The 16608-nt window shown below is 67.2% G+C and carries 16 protein-coding genes; 4 read left to right on the top strand and 12 right to left on the bottom strand.

Annotated elements, in window-relative coordinates:
- Positions 1–175: 175 nt before the first annotated feature.
- On the top strand, positions 176–1321 hold the full coding sequence (locus tag Mam01_RS24210; RefSeq protein ID WP_204287503.1) for a hypothetical protein: 1146 nt from the start codon (positions 176–178) through the stop codon (positions 1319–1321).
- 152 nt (positions 1322–1473) lie between these two features.
- Here Mam01_RS24210 and Mam01_RS24205 read toward each other — a convergent pair whose 3' ends face one another.
- Positions 1474–2439 (bottom strand): ketopantoate reductase family protein, encoded by a 966-nt coding sequence (locus Mam01_RS24205; RefSeq protein WP_204287502.1) that lies wholly within the window; start codon positions 2437–2439, stop codon positions 1474–1476.
- Positions 2440–2529: 90 nt separating this feature from the next.
- Here Mam01_RS24205 and Mam01_RS24200 point away from each other — a divergent pair, with 90 nt between their 5' ends.
- Complete coding sequence (locus Mam01_RS24200; protein WP_204287501.1) at positions 2530–3099, top strand: TetR/AcrR family transcriptional regulator; 570 nt, start codon at positions 2530–2532, stop codon at positions 3097–3099.
- A 47-nt stretch (positions 3100–3146) separates the two neighbouring features.
- Here the strand turns inward: Mam01_RS24200 and ligA are convergent, their stop codons facing one another.
- The 3 genes from ligA to Mam01_RS24185 all read right to left on the bottom strand — a co-directional run bounded on the left by ligA (position 3147) and on the right by Mam01_RS24185 (position 6422).
- Positions 3147–5234 carry an NAD-dependent DNA ligase LigA gene (gene ligA, locus Mam01_RS24195; protein WP_204287500.1) on the bottom strand — a complete coding sequence of 696 codons (2088 nt, stop codon included), beginning with the start codon at positions 5232–5234 and terminating at the stop codon, positions 3147–3149.
- A 269-nt stretch (positions 5235–5503) separates the two neighbouring features.
- Positions 5504–5932 (bottom strand): hypothetical protein, encoded by a 429-nt coding sequence (locus Mam01_RS24190; protein WP_204287499.1) that lies wholly within the window; start codon positions 5930–5932, stop codon positions 5504–5506.
- Positions 5933–6245: 313 nt separating this feature from the next.
- Entirely contained in the window at positions 6246–6422 is a 177-nt protein-coding gene (locus Mam01_RS24185) for a hypothetical protein (protein WP_191910213.1), read from the bottom strand.
- A gap of 705 nt (positions 6423–7127) precedes the next feature.
- Between Mam01_RS24185 and Mam01_RS24180 the strand changes: the two genes are divergently transcribed.
- A complete protein-coding gene (locus Mam01_RS24180; protein ID WP_239101562.1) occupies positions 7128–7949 on the top strand; it encodes a site-specific integrase in 822 nt (273 codons plus the stop codon).
- 121 nt (positions 7950–8070) lie between these two features.
- Here the strand turns inward: Mam01_RS24180 and Mam01_RS37720 are convergent, their stop codons facing one another.
- The 6 genes from Mam01_RS37720 to Mam01_RS24150 form a co-directional block, all read right to left on the bottom strand.
- Positions 8071–8205 carry an IS3 family transposase gene (locus Mam01_RS37720; protein WP_373868721.1) on the bottom strand — a complete coding sequence of 45 codons (135 nt, stop codon included), beginning with the start codon at positions 8203–8205 and terminating at the stop codon, positions 8071–8073.
- Between the two features lie 336 nt (positions 8206–8541).
- Positions 8542–9081, bottom strand: a complete 540-nt coding sequence (locus Mam01_RS24170; protein ID WP_204287496.1) for a hypothetical protein — start codon at positions 9079–9081, stop codon at positions 8542–8544.
- Positions 9078–9800, bottom strand: a complete 723-nt coding sequence (locus Mam01_RS24165; protein ID WP_204287495.1) for a hypothetical protein — start codon at positions 9798–9800, stop codon at positions 9078–9080. The genes Mam01_RS24170 and Mam01_RS24165 overlap by 4 nt, the downstream gene beginning before the upstream one ends.
- An 11-nt stretch (positions 9801–9811) precedes the next feature.
- Positions 9812–10960, bottom strand: coding sequence for an RHS repeat-associated core domain-containing protein (locus tag Mam01_RS24160; protein WP_486348220.1), 1149 nt, complete (start codon positions 10958–10960; stop codon positions 9812–9814).
- A gap of 254 nt (positions 10961–11214) precedes the next feature.
- A complete protein-coding gene (locus Mam01_RS24155) occupies positions 11215–12588 on the bottom strand; it encodes an IS1380 family transposase (protein ID WP_204287493.1) in 1374 nt (457 codons plus the stop codon).
- A gap of 480 nt (positions 12589–13068) precedes the next feature.
- On the bottom strand, positions 13069–13980 hold the full coding sequence (locus Mam01_RS24150) for a carbohydrate kinase family protein (protein ID WP_239101561.1): 912 nt from the start codon (positions 13978–13980) through the stop codon (positions 13069–13071).
- A 579-nt stretch (positions 13981–14559) separates the two neighbouring features.
- On the opposite strand from Mam01_RS24150, the gene Mam01_RS24145 reads away from it, so the two are divergent.
- Positions 14560–14973: a helix-turn-helix domain-containing protein gene (locus Mam01_RS24145; protein ID WP_239101560.1), complete on the top strand. Its 414-nt coding sequence runs from the start codon at positions 14560–14562 to the stop codon at positions 14971–14973.
- Positions 14974–15081: 108 nt separating this feature from the next.
- Here Mam01_RS24145 and Mam01_RS24140 read toward each other — a convergent pair whose 3' ends face one another.
- Positions 15082–15288: a cold-shock protein gene (locus Mam01_RS24140; protein WP_061253952.1), complete on the bottom strand. Its 207-nt coding sequence runs from the start codon at positions 15286–15288 to the stop codon at positions 15082–15084.
- A gap of 290 nt (positions 15289–15578) precedes the next feature.
- Positions 15579–16601, bottom strand: coding sequence for a LacI family DNA-binding transcriptional regulator (locus Mam01_RS24135; RefSeq protein WP_204287492.1), 1023 nt, complete (start codon positions 16599–16601; stop codon positions 15579–15581).
- Positions 16602–16608: the final 7 nt, after the last annotated feature.

Below are 16608 nucleotides of genomic sequence, written 5' to 3'. Positions count from 1 at the left end.
TCCACGCCGCCTGCGAGCGGCGCATGCTCACCGTGTTCACGAGCGGCCGCGACCGTCAGGGCCGTCCTCATCCGGCTCGTACCCGAGATCGCTCGACGCCTGTTGTTCACCTTCGGAGGCGCAACCGGAGGCCGGCGATCGCCGTCTCCTTGATGTGGACGGCTATCGCACCTCCTTGGCCCTCGTACTCGCGGCCAGCGTCGGCCTCGCCCTGGCCCCTTCGGCCGCCGCCGATCCGGCGCCTGGATGGCAGGTGAGCCTGCGCGGCGGGGCCGGCTCGTCCGTCGACGACCTCGCCGCCACCGGGCCCGCCGACGCGTGGGCCGTGGGTGCGCGCAGGACCGGGACGTTGGATCCGAGGAACGGCTCCTACTCCACGGCTCCCCTGATCAAACACTGGGACGGGCGCAGATGGACGACGACCGTGAACCCCGCGGGTCCCACGGGGTTCCCGCTCCGTGAGGTCTCGCTGGTCGATGCCTCGTCCCCGGTCAACGTGTGGGCCGCCGGCACGGCCGTCGCCCCGGGGAGGGGCGACATCTCGGCCGCCACCCGGTCGGTGCTGTCGCGCTGGGACGGCAGCCGGTGGCGGCTCATGGGCTCGGGCCGTACTTCGATCACCGACCTGGACGTCCTGGACGCGGGCACCTGGATCCTGGGCCGTGACGACCGCACAGGGAAGGGATTCTTCAAGCGCTTCCACAGCGGCCGCTGGACGAGCCTGCCCTTCCCCGCCTCTCTGAAGGGCGTCAGCGTACGGTCGCCGGGCGACATATGGGGCTTCGGGCCTTCGTCTGTCAGGCGCTGGAACGGCCTGGCCTGGAGCAGGGTGCAACTGCCCGAGATAGCCGTGCCCACCGCCCCGGCCCCGGCGTACGGGCCCGTGAAGCTCCGGATCGACGCACTGGTCACCTCGGGAACGAAGGACGTCTGGGTCGCCGTGGGGTTTCAGCAGGGCGACTGGTCCCAGCCGGGAGCCGTCCTGCTGCGCTGGGACGGCGCGAAATGGCACCAGACCCGCCTGCCCGGCGACATCATCAAGGACCTCTCCCCCGACGGCCGGGGCGGTGTGCTCGCGGCTGCGTACCGGCAGTCGATCACCGCGACGCCTGACGGGCAGGATCCCTATGCCTACACCACCTTGTCCGTCGACGTCCTGCGCCACACCAGCCGGAAGCTGATCCGCCAGACCGTCACTCCCGCGTCGAGCGGCTTCGAGTGGTCGGACCTCGTCGCCATCCCGGGTACCGGTTCGGCGCTGGCCGCGGGCTTCACCTGGAAACCTCCCCAGGGCCACGTCGTCTTCCGCTACAACGGGTAGGCCTTCCTGGACACTCCGTCGGGCTCCCGTACCGGGGCAGGACGCTTACGGGGTGAACTCCGGGGCGTGCGCATCCGCCGGGGCCTCGTAGGCGGTGGAGCGGCCGATCTTCACGGTTCGGCGGACCACCGGGACCGAAACCATCGGTGAATTCAGGCTCGACTCGTGCCCTCTCGGGCGAAGAGCGGTTCCGCCGCTTCCAGTCGCGGCACCGAGATGCCCAACCGTCGCGCTTCGGCCAGGGTGTCCCGGCAGACCTCACGCGGCTCCTCCGCCTCGGGGTCGGAGTGCGCCGCCAAACTCACACGCGCGAGCGCGACATGAGCAGTCAGCCAGGCGAGCGCGGGGGCCGTCAGCCAGGTGGGCGCACGGAACAGCAGCACACCGCCCCGGTGACGTCGCAGGTCAACGCCGCGCGCCTCAAGGAGCGGCAGAAGCTCGCGGACGGCCAGCAGCCCCTCGCGCAGGTCGCCCGTCGCGCCGACCAGCTTGGACAGGGAACCCGCCCGCAGGCCCTGCGAGAGCAGGCCGGCATCCGACGCGAAATGGACCCACAGCCAGCCGCGGAAGTCGGGTCGCTCCCTGAGCCGGAGCCCGGCCTCGCGAAACGCCTGGCGCACGGCCCGCTCACGGCCGGTCGGGGGCCGGCCGAGCGTGCCGAAGACGACCGACGGCAGCAGCATCCCACGGAGCACGCCGTCCGCCCCGAAACCGCCACCGGCCTGGGGAAAGCCCCAGGCGATCTGGTCGACAGGGAGTGCGCCGATCGCGGCCGTCGGCTCGGTCCAGATGTTGCCGAAGACCAGCACCGTGGCCTGGCCGACACGCGGGGACAGGAAGGCCGTCGCCTCCGCGAGGCGGTGGTGCGGCACGCTGAGCACGATCAGGTCGAAATCGTGGTCCGGCTCCAGCGCCTCGCGGTAGCGCACCGGCCACCTCTCGACGATGCGCCGCCCCCACACCCGGCGCCGCGTATCGATCAGGTCGAGGTCCACCGCGTCTCCGTACGTCGCCGCGCGACCCGGCCGGACGTAGAACTCGACGTCATGTCCCGCCTGTTGCAGGGCCCAACCGTAGACGGTGGCGATCACGCCTCGGCCGAACATCAGGATCTTCACGCTGCACCTCGTGGGGTACGATCAATCTGGAGACCATCTCCACTTTGGAAAATATGGAGGTCATCTCCATTTGTCAACGCGAGGGAGCGCATGGCCGCCGACAAGCCGCTGCGGGCCGACGCCCGGCGCAACCGCGACGTCCTGATCGCCAAGGCACGAGAGGTCTTCGACGCCGGCGACTTCTTCGACCTGCGCTTCGATGACTTCGCCCGCCTGGCCGGGGTGGGCACCGGCACGTTGTACCGCCACTTCCCCACCCGGGAGGCGCTGGCCGAGGCGGTCTACCACGGGGAAGTCGCCGCGCTGTGCGACCGCGCCCGCCATCTACAGGCCACTCTGCCCGCGGCGGAGGCTTTGGCGGCCTTCCTACGCGGCATGGTCGACCACATAGCCGCCCACGAGGGCCTGGCCCGGACGCTGGCCACGCTCATGGCCGATCGCTCGGGCGCCCTCGCCGAGGGCAGCCTGGCGTTGGAGCAGGCTGTCACCGACCTGATGGCCGCCGCCGTGCGGGACGGCGCCGTTCGCGACGACGTGGATGCCGGTGCTGTGATGATGGCGCTGCACGGCATCGGTGCGGCCCATGACCGCCCCAATTGGCGGGCCGAGGCCGACGATGTCATCACCCTCGTACTGGACGGGCTGCGCCGCCCGCTGTGACAAGGTGCGGCACAAGGCCCCAAGACGTACCCGCGCACTCATCCTGCCTACAACAGCTGCGCGACCATCTCGGCGAACTCCTCCGGGGAAGCGATCCGCACACCGAGGGATTCGGCCTTCGCCCTCTTGGACCCCGCGTTGTCTCCTGCGACGACCAGCGAGGTCTTCGCCGAGACGCTGGAGGACGCCCGGCCTCCGGCCTGTTCGATGAGCTCGTTCATCTGGTTGCGGGACAGTGCCGCCAGTTGCCCGCTCATCGTGCCCGTGACCACGACCGTCATCCCGGTCAGTGGCAGCGCACCCGGCTCGTCCTCGCCCGACGCCGGGGTGGTCGTGCCGCCCTGGTCGCCGGCGGGCGCCGCCGCATCGGGCTCGGCCATGTTCACCCCGGCGCGGACGAGCTTGTCGATGAGGTCGGACAGCTCGGCCAGGTCGGCGATGATCACGGGCGCCTTCTCCGGGCCGATGCCGTCCACCTTCTGCAGCCCCTCGACGTCGGCCGCACGGATGGCCTCCATGGTGCCGAAGTGCCGGGCGATGCGGCGGCTCATCGAGCGCCCCGTCCCCCGGACGCCCAGCGCGCAGAACACCCGGCTCAGCGGTCTGGTCCTGGCCCTGTCGATGGCGGCCACGAGGTTGTCGGTGGACACCTCCCCCATCCGCTCCAGGCCCAGCAGCTGCTCACGCGTGAGGAAGAACAGGTCTCCGAAGTCGGCGATCAACCCGGCGTCCAGCATCTGCTGGACGCGGTTGTCGGCCAGCCCTTCCACGTCCAGCTGGTCGCGGCCGACCGCGTACCGGATCGAGGCGATCGCACGGCAGTTCCGGCCTCGCACGCATCTCCACCGCTCCTGGGAGGTGTCGATCTCACCACTGCAGGTCGGGCACTCCTCCGGGAACACGATGGGCTGCTCGTCGCCGATGCGCAGGTGCACCACCGGGGACTCCACCCGCGGGATCACGTCGCCAGCCTTGTAGACGACGACGCTGTCCCTCAGCATCAGCCCACGGCGCGTGATGTCTGAGGGGTTGTGCAGCGTGGCGTACGTCACGACGGAGCCGTCCAGCTCCACCGGCTCCAGAACCGCCCGCGGGGCGATCACCCCGGTCCGGCCGGTGTTCCATTCCACCGTGAGCAGCTTGGTGATCTTCTGTACGGCGGGCAGCTTGTAGGCGATCGCCCACCGCGGTGCCCGGGAGCCGAACCCGGCCTGCGCCTGGTCCGCCGCGTCATCCGCCTTGATCACGATGCCGTCGATCCCGAACGGCAGCTCCGGCCGCGCGGCCGCGATCTCCTCGACCCGCTGCTGCGCCTGCTCCACAGTCGTCGCGACGATGCCGGCGACCGCGGTCCCGGCAGTGGTCTGCGCACCCTGCCCGGCGACCCAGTCCATCACCTGGCTGTGCGGCGATTCCCGGAGCCGTGTGGCGAGGTCGGAGGTGTCGTCAGGCAGCGGCAGCGCGCCGTACCCGAAGAACGTCAGCTCGCACACGTATGGCCGGTCCTGCGCCCTCAGCGTGCCCGCGGCGGCGCTGCGCGGGTTCGCGAACGTGGTCCCGTCATGCGCCTGCCGTTTCGCGCACGCCTCCTCGAACTGCCGGGCGGTCATCATCACCTCGCCGCGCAGCTCCACAGTGACCGGGTCGGCGAGCCGCCCGGGGAGGCCGACGATCGTCCCGATCGCGTGTGAGACGTCCTCGCCCGCGCTCCCGTCGCCGCGGGTGACCAACTGGACGAGGCGGCCGTGACGGTAGCGGGCGGCGACCGCCAGCCCGTCCAGCTTCGGCTCCACGGACCACGCGGTCACCGGGCGGCCGAGCCGGCGCTCCAGCGAGGCGGCCCAGCCGGCCAGCTCCTCGGGCCCGAACACGTTGTCCAAGCTGAGCATGGGCACGGTGTGCGGGACATCACCCACGACTCCGGCGACCTTGCCCGTCGGCGAGGCCTCCAGCACCTGGCCGGGGTGGGCCTTCTCATAGGCGGCGATGCCCCGGACGAGCCGGTCGTAGGCGTCATCGTCCAGCGGGGAGGTGCCGTCACCGTAATAGGCCGCGGCTGCGTCGGCCGCCAGCTGGACCGCCTCGGCGTAGGCGGTCTCATCGGCGATCGCGTCGATCGGGGGCGCTTCAGTCATGCGGCCATCGTGCCCGGAGGGTCCGACAAAGACGTTCGACGCGGCCTACCTGGCCGGGCGCGAGTTCCACGCGCCGAGGCCGAACCTACTGCAGGTTGCCGACCCGGTCAGGATGGGTGGACGCGGCCTTCATCATCGACATGTACTCCCGGATGGTCGTCGAATGGCAGATCGCCCCACCTGCAACGAAGCGATCTACTACCGTCACCAACAGGCCGCACTCACCGCGGTACAAACCAAGCAGCCGAGTCTCATAAACCCGGCGCGGTTCAGTTCTGATAGCAGGCCGGATGCCCGTCCTTCACGCTGCAAACACGCCCCTGGTCGTCGTGGATCCTCTCCCAGGCGCCTGCGCCGAACCAGGTGCTGTTGTTATTCGTGGTCCATGCGGCGTTCTCGACTGTCAGCGCGTCGACGTCCTTGACGCCGATCTGCTTGCTCTTCGTTCCGCTGGGCAGCCAGTACGTCTTGCAGGTGAAGGTCCCCTCTTGGGTCACGCACGTTTCCGAGCCGACCCCGAGCTCCGCGACCTTCACCGTGTACGAACTTGGCAGGTAGTTTTCGACGTAGCCGCAGATGAACCCGAGACTGCATGTCCCCGCGTTCGCTTGCGGTGCTGGCGATAGGACAACCAAGCCAGCTACCGCTGCCGAGAGTGCTGCACCCTTCGACATCCTCCATGCGATCTTGCTTCGCATCGCCGAACCCCTTCATGTCGCTTCCATGACGACTTGCTCGGCCAGTCCAGCGGCCTTGCCGGAATAGTGGTTCAGATGGAGGCCGGCCTACAAGATGACAGGAAAGATGGGATATCCCAGAGGGCTGACCTCGCCGTTTCGCCCACGCATGGGATGGGAGGCCTCTGCCGCTGGGGCACCGCGCCTGACGTCGGGGAACACCGTCTACGCTGGAGTACCAGTTGATCATCTATGGGACAGCCGTGGTTTCAGCCTCCGCATCTGAACCTGCCGAGTCCCCTTGGCCTACATCGTCGAGTTCATACGCTGAGGGTCAATCACTCTTCTCGTCGCCACCGAGGACCTCCGACAGCACCCGCGACATCCTCGTCCGGTAATCCTGCAGCGTCGTGTCCACGAAGAACCGCTGGTAGGCCAGCTCAAGCACCCGCCAGATCACCTCATCGTCGCGGCCGGCCGCCGACCACTCCTGCGGAAGGTCCTCAGGCACGAGCGACCCAGCCTGGTAACACCGCCACCCGGGCACATACGGACAGTCACCCCGCCGCTGCCGATGACCTGGAAACAATGGCTTTGGCGAGTGGTAGTGGATTGTCCTACCTGTCCACTCGCGGAAGCCGGGACTCGCATCGCGATGGCGAGAAAATGACAGTTGGACCCCGCCCAGTGGCCCCGTCAGGAACCAGATACGGTCTCCACCGTTCGGTCGTAAGTCGGTGTCGTCATCCACAGAACGGCTGAATTCACTCACCGACGTCACCGGCCTCGCCAGGGATCGCTCCATGGACTCACGTCAGCGTGCTTGGAGTGGCTCGCAAGTCGCAGCACCCTGGTACCGCTGCCCTCGCCCATCGCGCATCCACCCTTCTGCGATTCGATGAACTTTGATTTCCGATAATGCATGTTATCGGAAATCAGCTTCGAGGATCTTGAGGTCTGCGGACATGCGCGGCGATGTGGCCTTAGACCCGGCCATCGAGGAACGTATCGTCCCGCGCTCGTTGGACCTCGCGGTGGTGGAGGAGTCCTCAGCGACGAAGCAGCCGAACTGCTCCGGCAGGCACGCTCGGAGAACACGCACCGGGCCTACGCCGGAGACTGGGCCAGGTTCTCCGATTGGTGTACCGCCGACGGTGCGTCTCCGCTGCCGGCCACCTCGGCGGCGGTCGTCAACTACATCGCCTACCTCACCACGTTGGGCCGGGCCCCGGCCACGGTCGACCGGGCCATCTCGGCGATCCTGTCGATCCACACCGACACGGGCGCCGAACGGCCGAACACCCGGCCGATCCGAGAGGCCCTGCGCTCCTACCGCAAGCTGCGGGCGAAGTCCGGCTTCCGGCCGCGGTGGTCGCTGCCCATCACCATCGAGATCCTGCGGGCCATGATCGAGACTCAGCCGGAGGATGGTCCCGCGGGGAACCGCAACCGGACCATCCTGACCGTCGGGTACGCGGCGATGACGCGCCGGATCGAGTTGCACAACCTGAACATCGAAGACGTGACCTTCCTGCGGGAGGGCCTGGAGCTCTTCATCCCGATGTCGAAGACCGACCGCGACGCCCGCGGCGTCAGCGTGCCGCTGCCGTACGGCTCCCATCCGGGGACCTGCCCCGTGCGGGTGGAGTCGGCGTGGCTGGAGATCCTCACCGAGCACGGCATCACCAGCGGGCCGGTGTTCCGCGCGATCGACAAGAACGGCCGCATCGCGGGCGCTATCGGCGACGACGGTGCACCTGTACGGAGGGCCGGCCGCGGCGACGGCATCCGCATGACCCTTGAAGCGATCAACCTGGTCGTCAAACAGGCCGCCCAGGCCGCTGGCCTTCCGCACGCCGACCGCTATTCCGCATACGGCCTGCGCGCCGGCGGAGCCACAGACGCCGCCGACTCCGGTGCGACCATGGCCGGAATCTGCCAGCACGGCCGCTGGTCGGAGAAGTCCCCCGTGGTCATGCAGTACATCCGCCATCGCGACAAGTGGAAGAACAACCCGATGCTGCGCGTGGGCCTATGAACCGGCGCCGGCATTGAAGGAGGCTCTGATGTGCCTCGGGTTTCGTGGAGTCGGCTTGATTGGCTGTCATGCCAGCTGGGTGTTTCTGTAGAGCATCGCGTATTCGATCGGGGTGCGCATCTCAGGGCGCTGTACGTCGTTGGCGATTGTGGAAGATCTGCAGGTACTCGAAGATCGCCTTTGCCAGCTCGATGCGGGTGTTCCATCGCCGGCGATTGAGCAGTTCAGTCTGCATTCGGCCCCAGAACGACTCGATGACCGCGTTGTCGAATCAATCGCCGATCGATCCCATCGACGGCACCAGCCCCGAAGCCTTGGCCCGCTCGGTGAACGCACAGGAGGTGTATTGCAAATCGATCTTGGACGCCCTCGCTTCGTGTCCGCAGGCAATTCGCCAACCTCAGCCCTTGGAATCAATCATCTCTGACTACGGCCGCGATTCAGACCCCAGCCGAACCGCTCAGCCAGCCACCGTGATGGGCGTGAAAGATCGAGGCCAGCCACCGAATGAGCACGAAAGATCGAGGTTGGCTTACCGAACATCACCTGCAGATAGTAGTCACGTTTACTTCATTCGAAACAGCTTCGTGATCTAGGGTAGACTATCTGACAGATGAAGCCAGTCTTGAGCGGCTAGCTTGGCCCCTCCGGGAGGAAGCGCCTTCTCGATGACGCGCAACGGCGCGATCATGTTTTTTATGAATCTTAGCTTGCGTATTGTTTGCAAATCCAGCTTTCGCCAGTTTTTCGCCAGAGCATCTGCATCGACTAGTGAGTAAGGCACTTCCGCAAGGAAAAGATCTGCAGCGGATACTGGATTTAACCCAGCCAAACCAGTCTCACCTCTACCGATAAGCACGGCTGCAAGATTTAGCCGCCGAATCACTATTTCCGTGCGATCAAGGCTGCCAGACTCATGTGCAGCATCGAGTATATGCTGCAGAGCCTCGATTGCTTGTAGGTGGCGCGTCACTTTCTCCCGATTAGGAATCGTGACGAATTGAGTCAGGGCTTCGATGAGAGTGAGCCATTCATTGGTGCTCAAGCTCATCCCTTCTGGCACCCCCCCTTCGAATAATTGCACAATTTCATCGACCCGTAGTGCCATAAGTGCTTCTACATCCCACGTCACATGAGCTCCACGAAATGGATGCCGGCTTTCCCGAACGCTTGCTTCCCTACCTCGAGGCTTTCGGGAGAAGGGCGGAAATGACCGCTGTGATTACTGACCTCAAGCCCAAAGTACCCGCTTGCTGCGTTCCCAGCAATCTCCGCCTCTCCCGCTGCCCGTACCGGTGCCCCGCGGCTGAGAACTGAATGAGATACTTCCGTGCCTCTAACGTGTTTCGGCACTACAACCAGTGTCCCATCGTCGAGGACGGCCCACTTTACGGTGCCACTCCCAACAGCCGCATCGAAGCCCGTACTGCCCGGGCTGACGGGCTTGACGCCGAGTGAGTTGGCCGCACCAAGCTCTGCCTGAAGGCTTGAAGGCATTTGGTTGGGGAACAGTCTACGGCCTCCCGGGACGGGAAGCCCGTATTCGATCCCCGCGATTCCCGTAAAGATGTGCGCCGTGTCGCCGATAGCCGAGGTTGGGTGATCATGGTCGGCGTATTCAGGACAGCCGTTCAGTAAGCAATTTGCAAAGGAGCTGTCCCTTTCCTCCGCCTTGCGACGGTCGTCGCGGCGGGTGTTGTCCACTTGGTTCCTGTAGCGAATATGCTCATTGGTGCGGTCGCCGAGACCCTTCTTGTCATTGGCCAGAGCGCGCCGAGCCTTTTCGCGCTGCCGAGCCTGCTCGCGCTCACGTTTGGCGAGCTCTCTCTGCGCTTTACGCTCACCAGCCATGTACTTATTTGTTATTCGCTTTCGCTCTTTGGGAGACTTCTTGCGCCAGTTCGGGTCGTGCCAAGGGCGGGGTTCAATCCGTCGGCATCGAATAGGTTGATGGGATCGCCGCCTGCGTAACCATAAGCATTTGTGAGCCCAGGGCTGGCGAGATTGAGCAGTGGGTCGGGCGACAGGAATTTCGCAATGGCGGGATCGTAAAAGCGGGCGCCTAGCAGGCTCAAACTAGTGGAACGGTCTTCGGTCGCGCCTAGAAAACCCCGATCGGTAAGCAGGAGCTCGTCTTCCCCTCGGCGCTGCCCAAAGGGTAGATAGCGCTCCCGGTAGAAGGCCTGGGTAGTCGTATCAATAGCCAACTGCTCGCTACCAGCCATGCCACTAAGAAGCCAGGTCAGCCCTGCGGGAGTGCGAAGGGCAACCATGGAACCGTCACCTGCCGCGTAGTAGCGCTTACCTGTCACCACACCACTCGACAACTCCAGCTCCATAGAGCCGAGGTAAAGCGTAACCTTGCCATCCGGGGTTCGACGGAGAAGACGCTGACCGCCGGCGTCATAGATGCTGTCGGTGGTTTTGCCATCGACTACGGCCTCGGTTAGCTCACCGAGCTCATCGTAGGTGAATGTCGATTGTTTACCCGAGACGATACGGGATGTCATTTGCCCGGCGTTGTCGTAGCCATAGGTGTCGGTCCCGTTTGGCCGGGTGATGGCAGTCGTGGTGTCCGGATGTACGGGAGCAGAGCCCCCGCCGGGATAGCTATAGGTGGATGTCTGACCATTGGATGTCAGAGAGGTGAGGTTACCTACCGGGTCCCAGGTGTAGGTCTGTGCATAGGGATCGATGCCCAATCCATCGGCTGTTGCGGAGCTAGCGCTGCATGAAGCAGCCGTCGTAGTCCATGCCTGGGTGAGACGGTGCAGGCTGTCGTAGGTGAAGCATTCCGACTGGCCGAGTGATGAACCCGAGGCCGCCGTCTTATCGAGAATTTTGGTGACGGCGTCGTCAATATCGTAAGAGAAGACGTCGTCCTGGGCAGTAACGGGAGCGGCGGTGTCAGCCTTGGTCTTAGTAGTTACGCCGGTCAACCTTCCCGTGCTCTCATCCCAGCTGAACGCGCGGGTGACCTGTCCGTTGGGCCCATAGCGACGGCCAGTCAATCGTGCGGTACCGCTGTAACTTGTACTGTTGACATAGGTGGTATTGCCGTCCAGGTCGGAGGTAGCGGTAAGGGGAAGGTTCAGATCGCTAACCTCGATCTTTCGTGCTCATCCGGTCGCTGGCTGAGCGGTTCGGCTGGGGTGTGAAATCGTGGCCGTGGTCAGCGCGTCGGCCCGGCTGTCGCGCCGGGTGGGCGGGGTTCCACGGGCCCGCAGGGTGTCCTTCCTGGGTTGTCGGGGCGGTCTGGCGCTGGTCAGGTCGGTGCTGAGAGCGCTTGGAGCCGGGTGATGGCGGCGACCAGTTGGCCGGCCCAGGGCCAGGATGCGGCCACGCGTAGGCGTAGTCGTCGTCCTCCGCGGACCAGGCGGGCGGCGACGGCGAATAGGCGCAGCCGCAGGCGTTTGGGCTCGTACCGGCGGGCCGGTCCGTCGAGGGCGAGCATCTGCATCCAAGCCAGGAGTTCGCAGGCCAGCGCGACGATCTCGCACCAGATCTGGTTCTGGGCGAAGTCGTGCAGGGGCAGGTTGCGCAATCCGGTGTCCTTGGCGGCGCGGATACGGTCCTCGCACCGGGCGCGGCGGCGGTGGCGTAACTCCAGGTCGGCGAGCTGACCCCGCTTGGTGTTGGTCACAAAGCACGTGAAGCGGTGCCCGTCGATGTCGGTGAAGCGCAACTGGGCGCCCGGGTGGGGGCGCTCCTTGCGCACGATCAGGCGCATCCCTTTCGGCCAGCCCTCCAGCTTCACCAGGCCGGTCAGCTCGGCCACCCAGGCGCCGGGCCGGACCTGCCCGTCGGCGTCGTAGGCGGGCGTCCACGCGCGGGCGGGTAAGGCCAGGATCGCGGCCTGGACCTCCTCGGTGACGGTGAACCCGATCGAGTAGGACAGCCGCCGGCCGGGCCGGGACAGCCAGGACAGGAACTCGCGGGTGCCGCCGCCGGAGTCGGTGCGGATCAGCACCTGCCGGCGGCGGCGCTTAGGGAGCTGGGCCAGGGCCAGGCGGGTCGCGGTGATGTGGTCGGCGGCGGTGTTGGACCCGGAGTTGCCGGGCCGCAGCGCCAAGGCCAATGGTTCCCCGCCCCCGCCCGGGCCGTGGTCGGCGAAGACCGTCATCGGGTGGAACCCGAAGGTCTTCTTCCAGGTCGGCGTGGCCTGTTGCTTGTCGGAGTGGGCGATGACGATGGTCGCGTCGATGTCGATGCCGATCAGTTCACCGTCGGCGCCGGGGGCGTGGGTGCCCGCCAGCGTCCAGGCCCGCTCGCGGGCGGTGGCGCGGGCGGCGCGGATCGCTTTCAGCGCGCGGACGGGGTCGGCGGCCAGCCGGCCGATCAGCCGGGACACGGTCGGATCGGAGGCCACGGGCCCGAACAGCTCGCTCTGGGCGCGCAGCATTGCGATGTCGGCCAGGCAGTCCCCGCCCAACGCCAGGGTGAGGGCCAGATCGGTGACGACCTTGCCAGGGTCATGGATTGCGCGAGTTGGCCGCCATCGCTCCAGCTGCGCCGGTAGTTCCCTGTCCAGGCCGGTGACCCGCAACGTCTCCAGCAACAGCAGCCCACCGGCCTGCGAGATGAGTCCCGGACCGTCGGCGGACACCATGATCTTGCGCTGGGAGGCGATAGTCTTCACTCGGAAAGTGCCTTCTGAACTGGTGCGGACAGGACTCTAGACAAGCCCGATCCTCCCAGCTCAAAGGCACTTTTCTCATGTAAACGATCAAGCCCGCTCAAACTCGCCGCGAAAGCCCGAGGTTAGTTCAGATCAAAAGCCGATTAATGACTCAGGCAGGAAATCCCACGTGGACAGGTAGCCCGCACCTCAAGGCCAGGATCTCCCACTGCCGCCACAGGGGGCGAACTGGCGGTAGAAAGCAGCGGTCTCGGGGATGGGGATCGCCGTCGGCGTTGACTTCGGCGACCGCGATGAGGCAGCCCTGCCATGTCTCTTGGACGCGGCTGACGTTCTCTTCCCGGCCGGCTTCGTTCTCGGCGTGGATTCGGGGCACAGGTAGGGGCGCGCGGAAGGACGGCGGCGAGATCCCGCCCGATGCTGTGGCGGGGGTGGCGCGGAGTGGCGGCGGGTCTCACATATGTGCGTAGCGGCGCGTCCTCAGGCGCTGAGCAGCGCGTCCAGGCGGATCGGGTCCTCGTGGGTGCCCGGCACCGTGCACGCGTGCGCCCCCGCCACGGCCCCCAGCCGTACGCACTCCTCCAGGGACTGGCCGTCCAGGCGGCCGTACAGGAAGCCCGAGACGAACGCGTCGCCGGCGCCGTTGGTGTCGGCGACCGGCGCGGGCAGCGGCACGGCCGGGAAGTGCCGCAGGCCGCCCCTGGCCAGCACGTGGCAGCCCGCCGCGCCGTCGGTGCAGACGACCAGCGACGCGCGGCCCTGCTCCGCGATCGACCGCATGACCGCCTCGCGCCGCTCGCCCAGCCTGGCGGCGGACAGGAAGACGATGTCGGAGGAGAGGGCGAAGTCGCGGTGGTGCTCGGCCTCCCCGTCCCAGTCGTGCAGGTCGGTCGAGGTCGTCGTTTCTGCGGGGACGTCGGCGTACACGTGCCGGGAGAAGTCCGTGATCGACACGTGGACGTGCCGGGCCGCCCGGAGAGCGGGCAGGTAGAGGTCCCGGGGCAGCCGCTCCCCCGGCACCGCCCGAGGGTCGAACAGCGAGGTGCGCCGCCCGTCGGGGCCGACGAGCAGCACGCTGCGCCGGGTGCCCGCCGCCGTGACCGCGTAGGCGAGGTCCACGCCCCGGGCGGCGAGGTGGTCGCGGATCAGCGCGCCCTGCGGGTCGTCGCCGATCAGGTCGACGAGCGTCACCCGCAGGCCGAGCGCGCGGCAGCCGAGCGCCACCCCGGCGCCGGTGTTGCCGATCCGGTCCACGACGGGCGGCACGGTGTAGGTGTCGGCGTACGGCAGGGGCAGCTCGGGCACGTAGACGGTGGTGTCGACGCCGGCGCCGGCGACGACGAGGACGTCGAGCGGGCGGCCGGCGACGACGCCGTCGTCGTCAGGTGTCACATCGGCTCCGGACGGTCGCGGCGCGGAATCAGGGCGGTACGACGCTGCCACATCACCGAAGCCGACGGAAGGGCTGCAACACCCGACACCGAAAATCTGTGTTCGCCGCAGTAGACATTTGTGCCTGCCGAGGCTACTGTTTCTCGCATCGTAAGGAACGGTTCGACCGGGCAGCGGAAGTACCAGCATCACGACGAACTGCCCGGAGCACGATGAAGTCGGAAGTCGATGGCAGAAGGTCGGGTGTGACGGGCCAGCACAGTGGTGATGCGCCCTGATCGTCGACGCGCTGCCGCAGGTGAAGCCGGACACCGGTCCGGGAAAAAGAGATGAAAGGAGTGCTCACGCCATCGAAGGATCGCCCGTTGCCGGCTGAGTCTCGCCGCTCGGGTACCGCAGTTCCACGGAAAGAAGGTGGTCTACGGTCACGCATCCGCGATCCCCGCGTCACCGCCGGTCAGTACGGCGGACGCGGAAAACAGTAAGCCGGCCGGATACGGCCGGTAGATGGTGTTGAACTCTTCGGGCCCCGGCACGACAGGTGCCGGGGCCCCTGTACGCGCGCGATGGAAGGAATCTATGGATCAACCTCACACGGCTGCCGAGGGTGACACGCTCGCTCGCGGCAGGATCGCGGACACGGCCGGGTCCGGGGCTGGACCAAGGGCCGAAGACCGTTTCGAGGATCGGTTCGACGACGAGGACTACCCCGCCTACAGCATGGGCGCGGCCGCGGAGATGCTCGGTGTCAGCCCCGCGTTCCTGCGGGCCCTGGGCGCCGCGAAACTGATCGAGCCGAAACGCTCCAGCGGCGGCCATCGCCGTTACTCCCGCTATCAGCTGCGGCTGGCCGCGCGCGCCCGGGAACTCGTCGATCAGGGCACTCCCGTGGAAGCCGCCTGCCGGATCATCATCTTGGAAGACCAGCTCGCCGAGGCGCTGCGCGTCAACGACGCGCGCGACCGCCCGGCCGGAGAAGCCGCACGGCCGTGATCGGCGATCCGTGCCGCCCGATTCCCGGGCCGCGGCGATGCGGCGGCCGGAAACGAACCAGGGCTCGCACCCGTGAAGGTGCGAGCCCTGACAAGTGACGCCGATTTGTCAGGCGGCGACGATGTTCTCGGCCTGCGGGCCCTTCTGGCCCTGGGTGACGTCGAAGGCCACCTTCTGGCCCTCGCGCAGCTCGCGGTAACCGCCCTGGGAGACGATGTTGGAGTAGTGCGCGAAGACGTCGGCGCCGCCGCCGTCCTGCTCGATGAAGCCGAAGCCCTTTTCCGCGTTGAACCACTTCACGGTGCCGGAAGCCATGTCGATCTCCTCTTGGTAGGTGTGGCCGGGATCCGCGTCGTCGCGAATTCCGCGTTGCCGACGAGATAGGCCCACACCCGGAGCAGACCGGGCAAACAAAAATGCACCTGAGGCTACATACCGTCAGGTGCACACAAGTTCATCATGGGTACCACAACTGCAACTGACCCCAACTTAGCACATGCGAGGAGGGAAACGCGTACCGCGCCTCCGTCCGCCTCGCCAGATCGCATTCCGCGCGGCGCCCCGCACCCCCTTGCCTTCGGAAAGACTCCCGGGGAGGCGGGGCGTCAGCGCTTGACGAGAGGGCCGGAGCTGGTGGAGCCGCGGACGACGAGCTCGGGCTGGTAGACCAGCTCGACATGCTTCGCGGGGGTGCCGCCGATCTCCTCCAGGAGCGTCTGCACCGCGGCGGCCGCCATGGCGCCGATCGGCTTGCGCACGGTCGTCAGCGGCGGGTCGGTGAACGCCATCAGCGGCGAGTCGTCGAACCCGACGACCGACACGTCCCCCGGCACCGACAGCCCGCGCTCGCGGGCGGCGCGGATCGCGCCGAGGGCCATCAGGTCGCTGGCGCAGAAGATGCCGGTGCAACCCCGCTCGATCAGCGCGCCCGCCGCGGCCTGCCCGCCCTCGACCGAGAACAGCGAGTGCTGCACGAGGTCCTCGACGTCGGTCACGCCGAGGAGCTGGGCCATCGCCTGGGCGAAGCCCTCGATCTTGCGGATGACCGGGACGAAGCGCCGCTGCCCCAGCGCGAGCCCGATCCGCTCGTGCCCGAGGTCCACCAGGTGCTGTACGGCGAGCCGGGCGGCGAGCCGGTCGTCCGGCGAGATGAACGGCGCCGGGATGGCGTCGCTGTACCCGTCGACCAGCACGATCGGCAGCCCTCGGTCGGTGAGCCGGGTGTAGCGGTCCATCCGGGCGTTCGTGTCGGCGTGCAGTCCCGAGACGAAGACGATGCCGGACACGCCCCGGTCGAGGAGCATCTCGGTGAACTCGTCCTCGGGCGCGCCGCCGGGCTCCTGGGTGCACAGGATCGGCGTGTAGCCGTGCTGGATCAGCGACTTCTCCATCGCCTGGGCGAAGGCCGGGAAGATCGGGTTGCCGAGCTCGGGGATCACCAGGCCGACCAGGCCGTTGCTGCGCTGGCGCAGCCGCTGGGGCCGCTCGTAGCCCATCAGGTCGAGGGCGGTGAGCACGGCCTGGCGGGTGGCCGGGGCGACCCCCGCCTTGCCGTTGAGCACGCGGCTCACCGTCGCCTCGCTGACTCCGGCCTGAGCAGCGATGTCAGCGAGGCGCGTGTTGTGCATGACCATC

This window comes from Microbispora amethystogenes, from assembly GCF_016863015.1.
GTDB classification, from domain to species: Bacteria; Actinomycetota; Actinomycetes; order Streptosporangiales; family Streptosporangiaceae; genus Microbispora; species Microbispora amethystogenes.
The sequence above is the reverse complement of the archived record's forward strand: the minus strand, read 5'-3'. Positions and strand labels throughout refer to the sequence as shown.

Excerpts from the sequence above, each read along its gene's own strand:
- Mam01_RS24140 (WP_061253952.1), bottom strand. The coding sequence starts at position 15,288 with ATGGCTTCCGGCACCGTGAAGTGGTTCAACGCGGAAAAGGGCTTCGGC.
- Mam01_RS24200 (WP_204287501.1), top strand. The coding sequence starts at position 2,530 with ATGGCCGCCGACAAGCCGCTGCGGGCCGACGCCCGGCGCAACCGCGAC.
- Mam01_RS24190 (WP_204287499.1), bottom strand. The coding sequence starts at position 5,932 with ATGCGAAGCAAGATCGCATGGAGGATGTCGAAGGGTGCAGCACTCTCG.
- Mam01_RS24165 (WP_204287495.1), bottom strand. The coding sequence starts at position 9,800 with ATGGCTGGTGAGCGTAAAGCGCAGAGAGAGCTCGCCAAACGTGAGCGC.
- ligA (WP_204287500.1), bottom strand. The coding sequence starts at position 5,234 with ATGACTGAAGCGCCCCCGATCGACGCGATCGCCGATGAGACCGCCTAC.
- Mam01_RS24145 (WP_239101560.1), top strand. The coding sequence starts at position 14,560 with ATGGATCAACCTCACACGGCTGCCGAGGGTGACACGCTCGCTCGCGGC.
- Mam01_RS24135 (WP_204287492.1), bottom strand. The coding sequence starts at position 16,601 with ATGCACAACACGCGCCTCGCTGACATCGCTGCTCAGGCCGGAGTCAGC.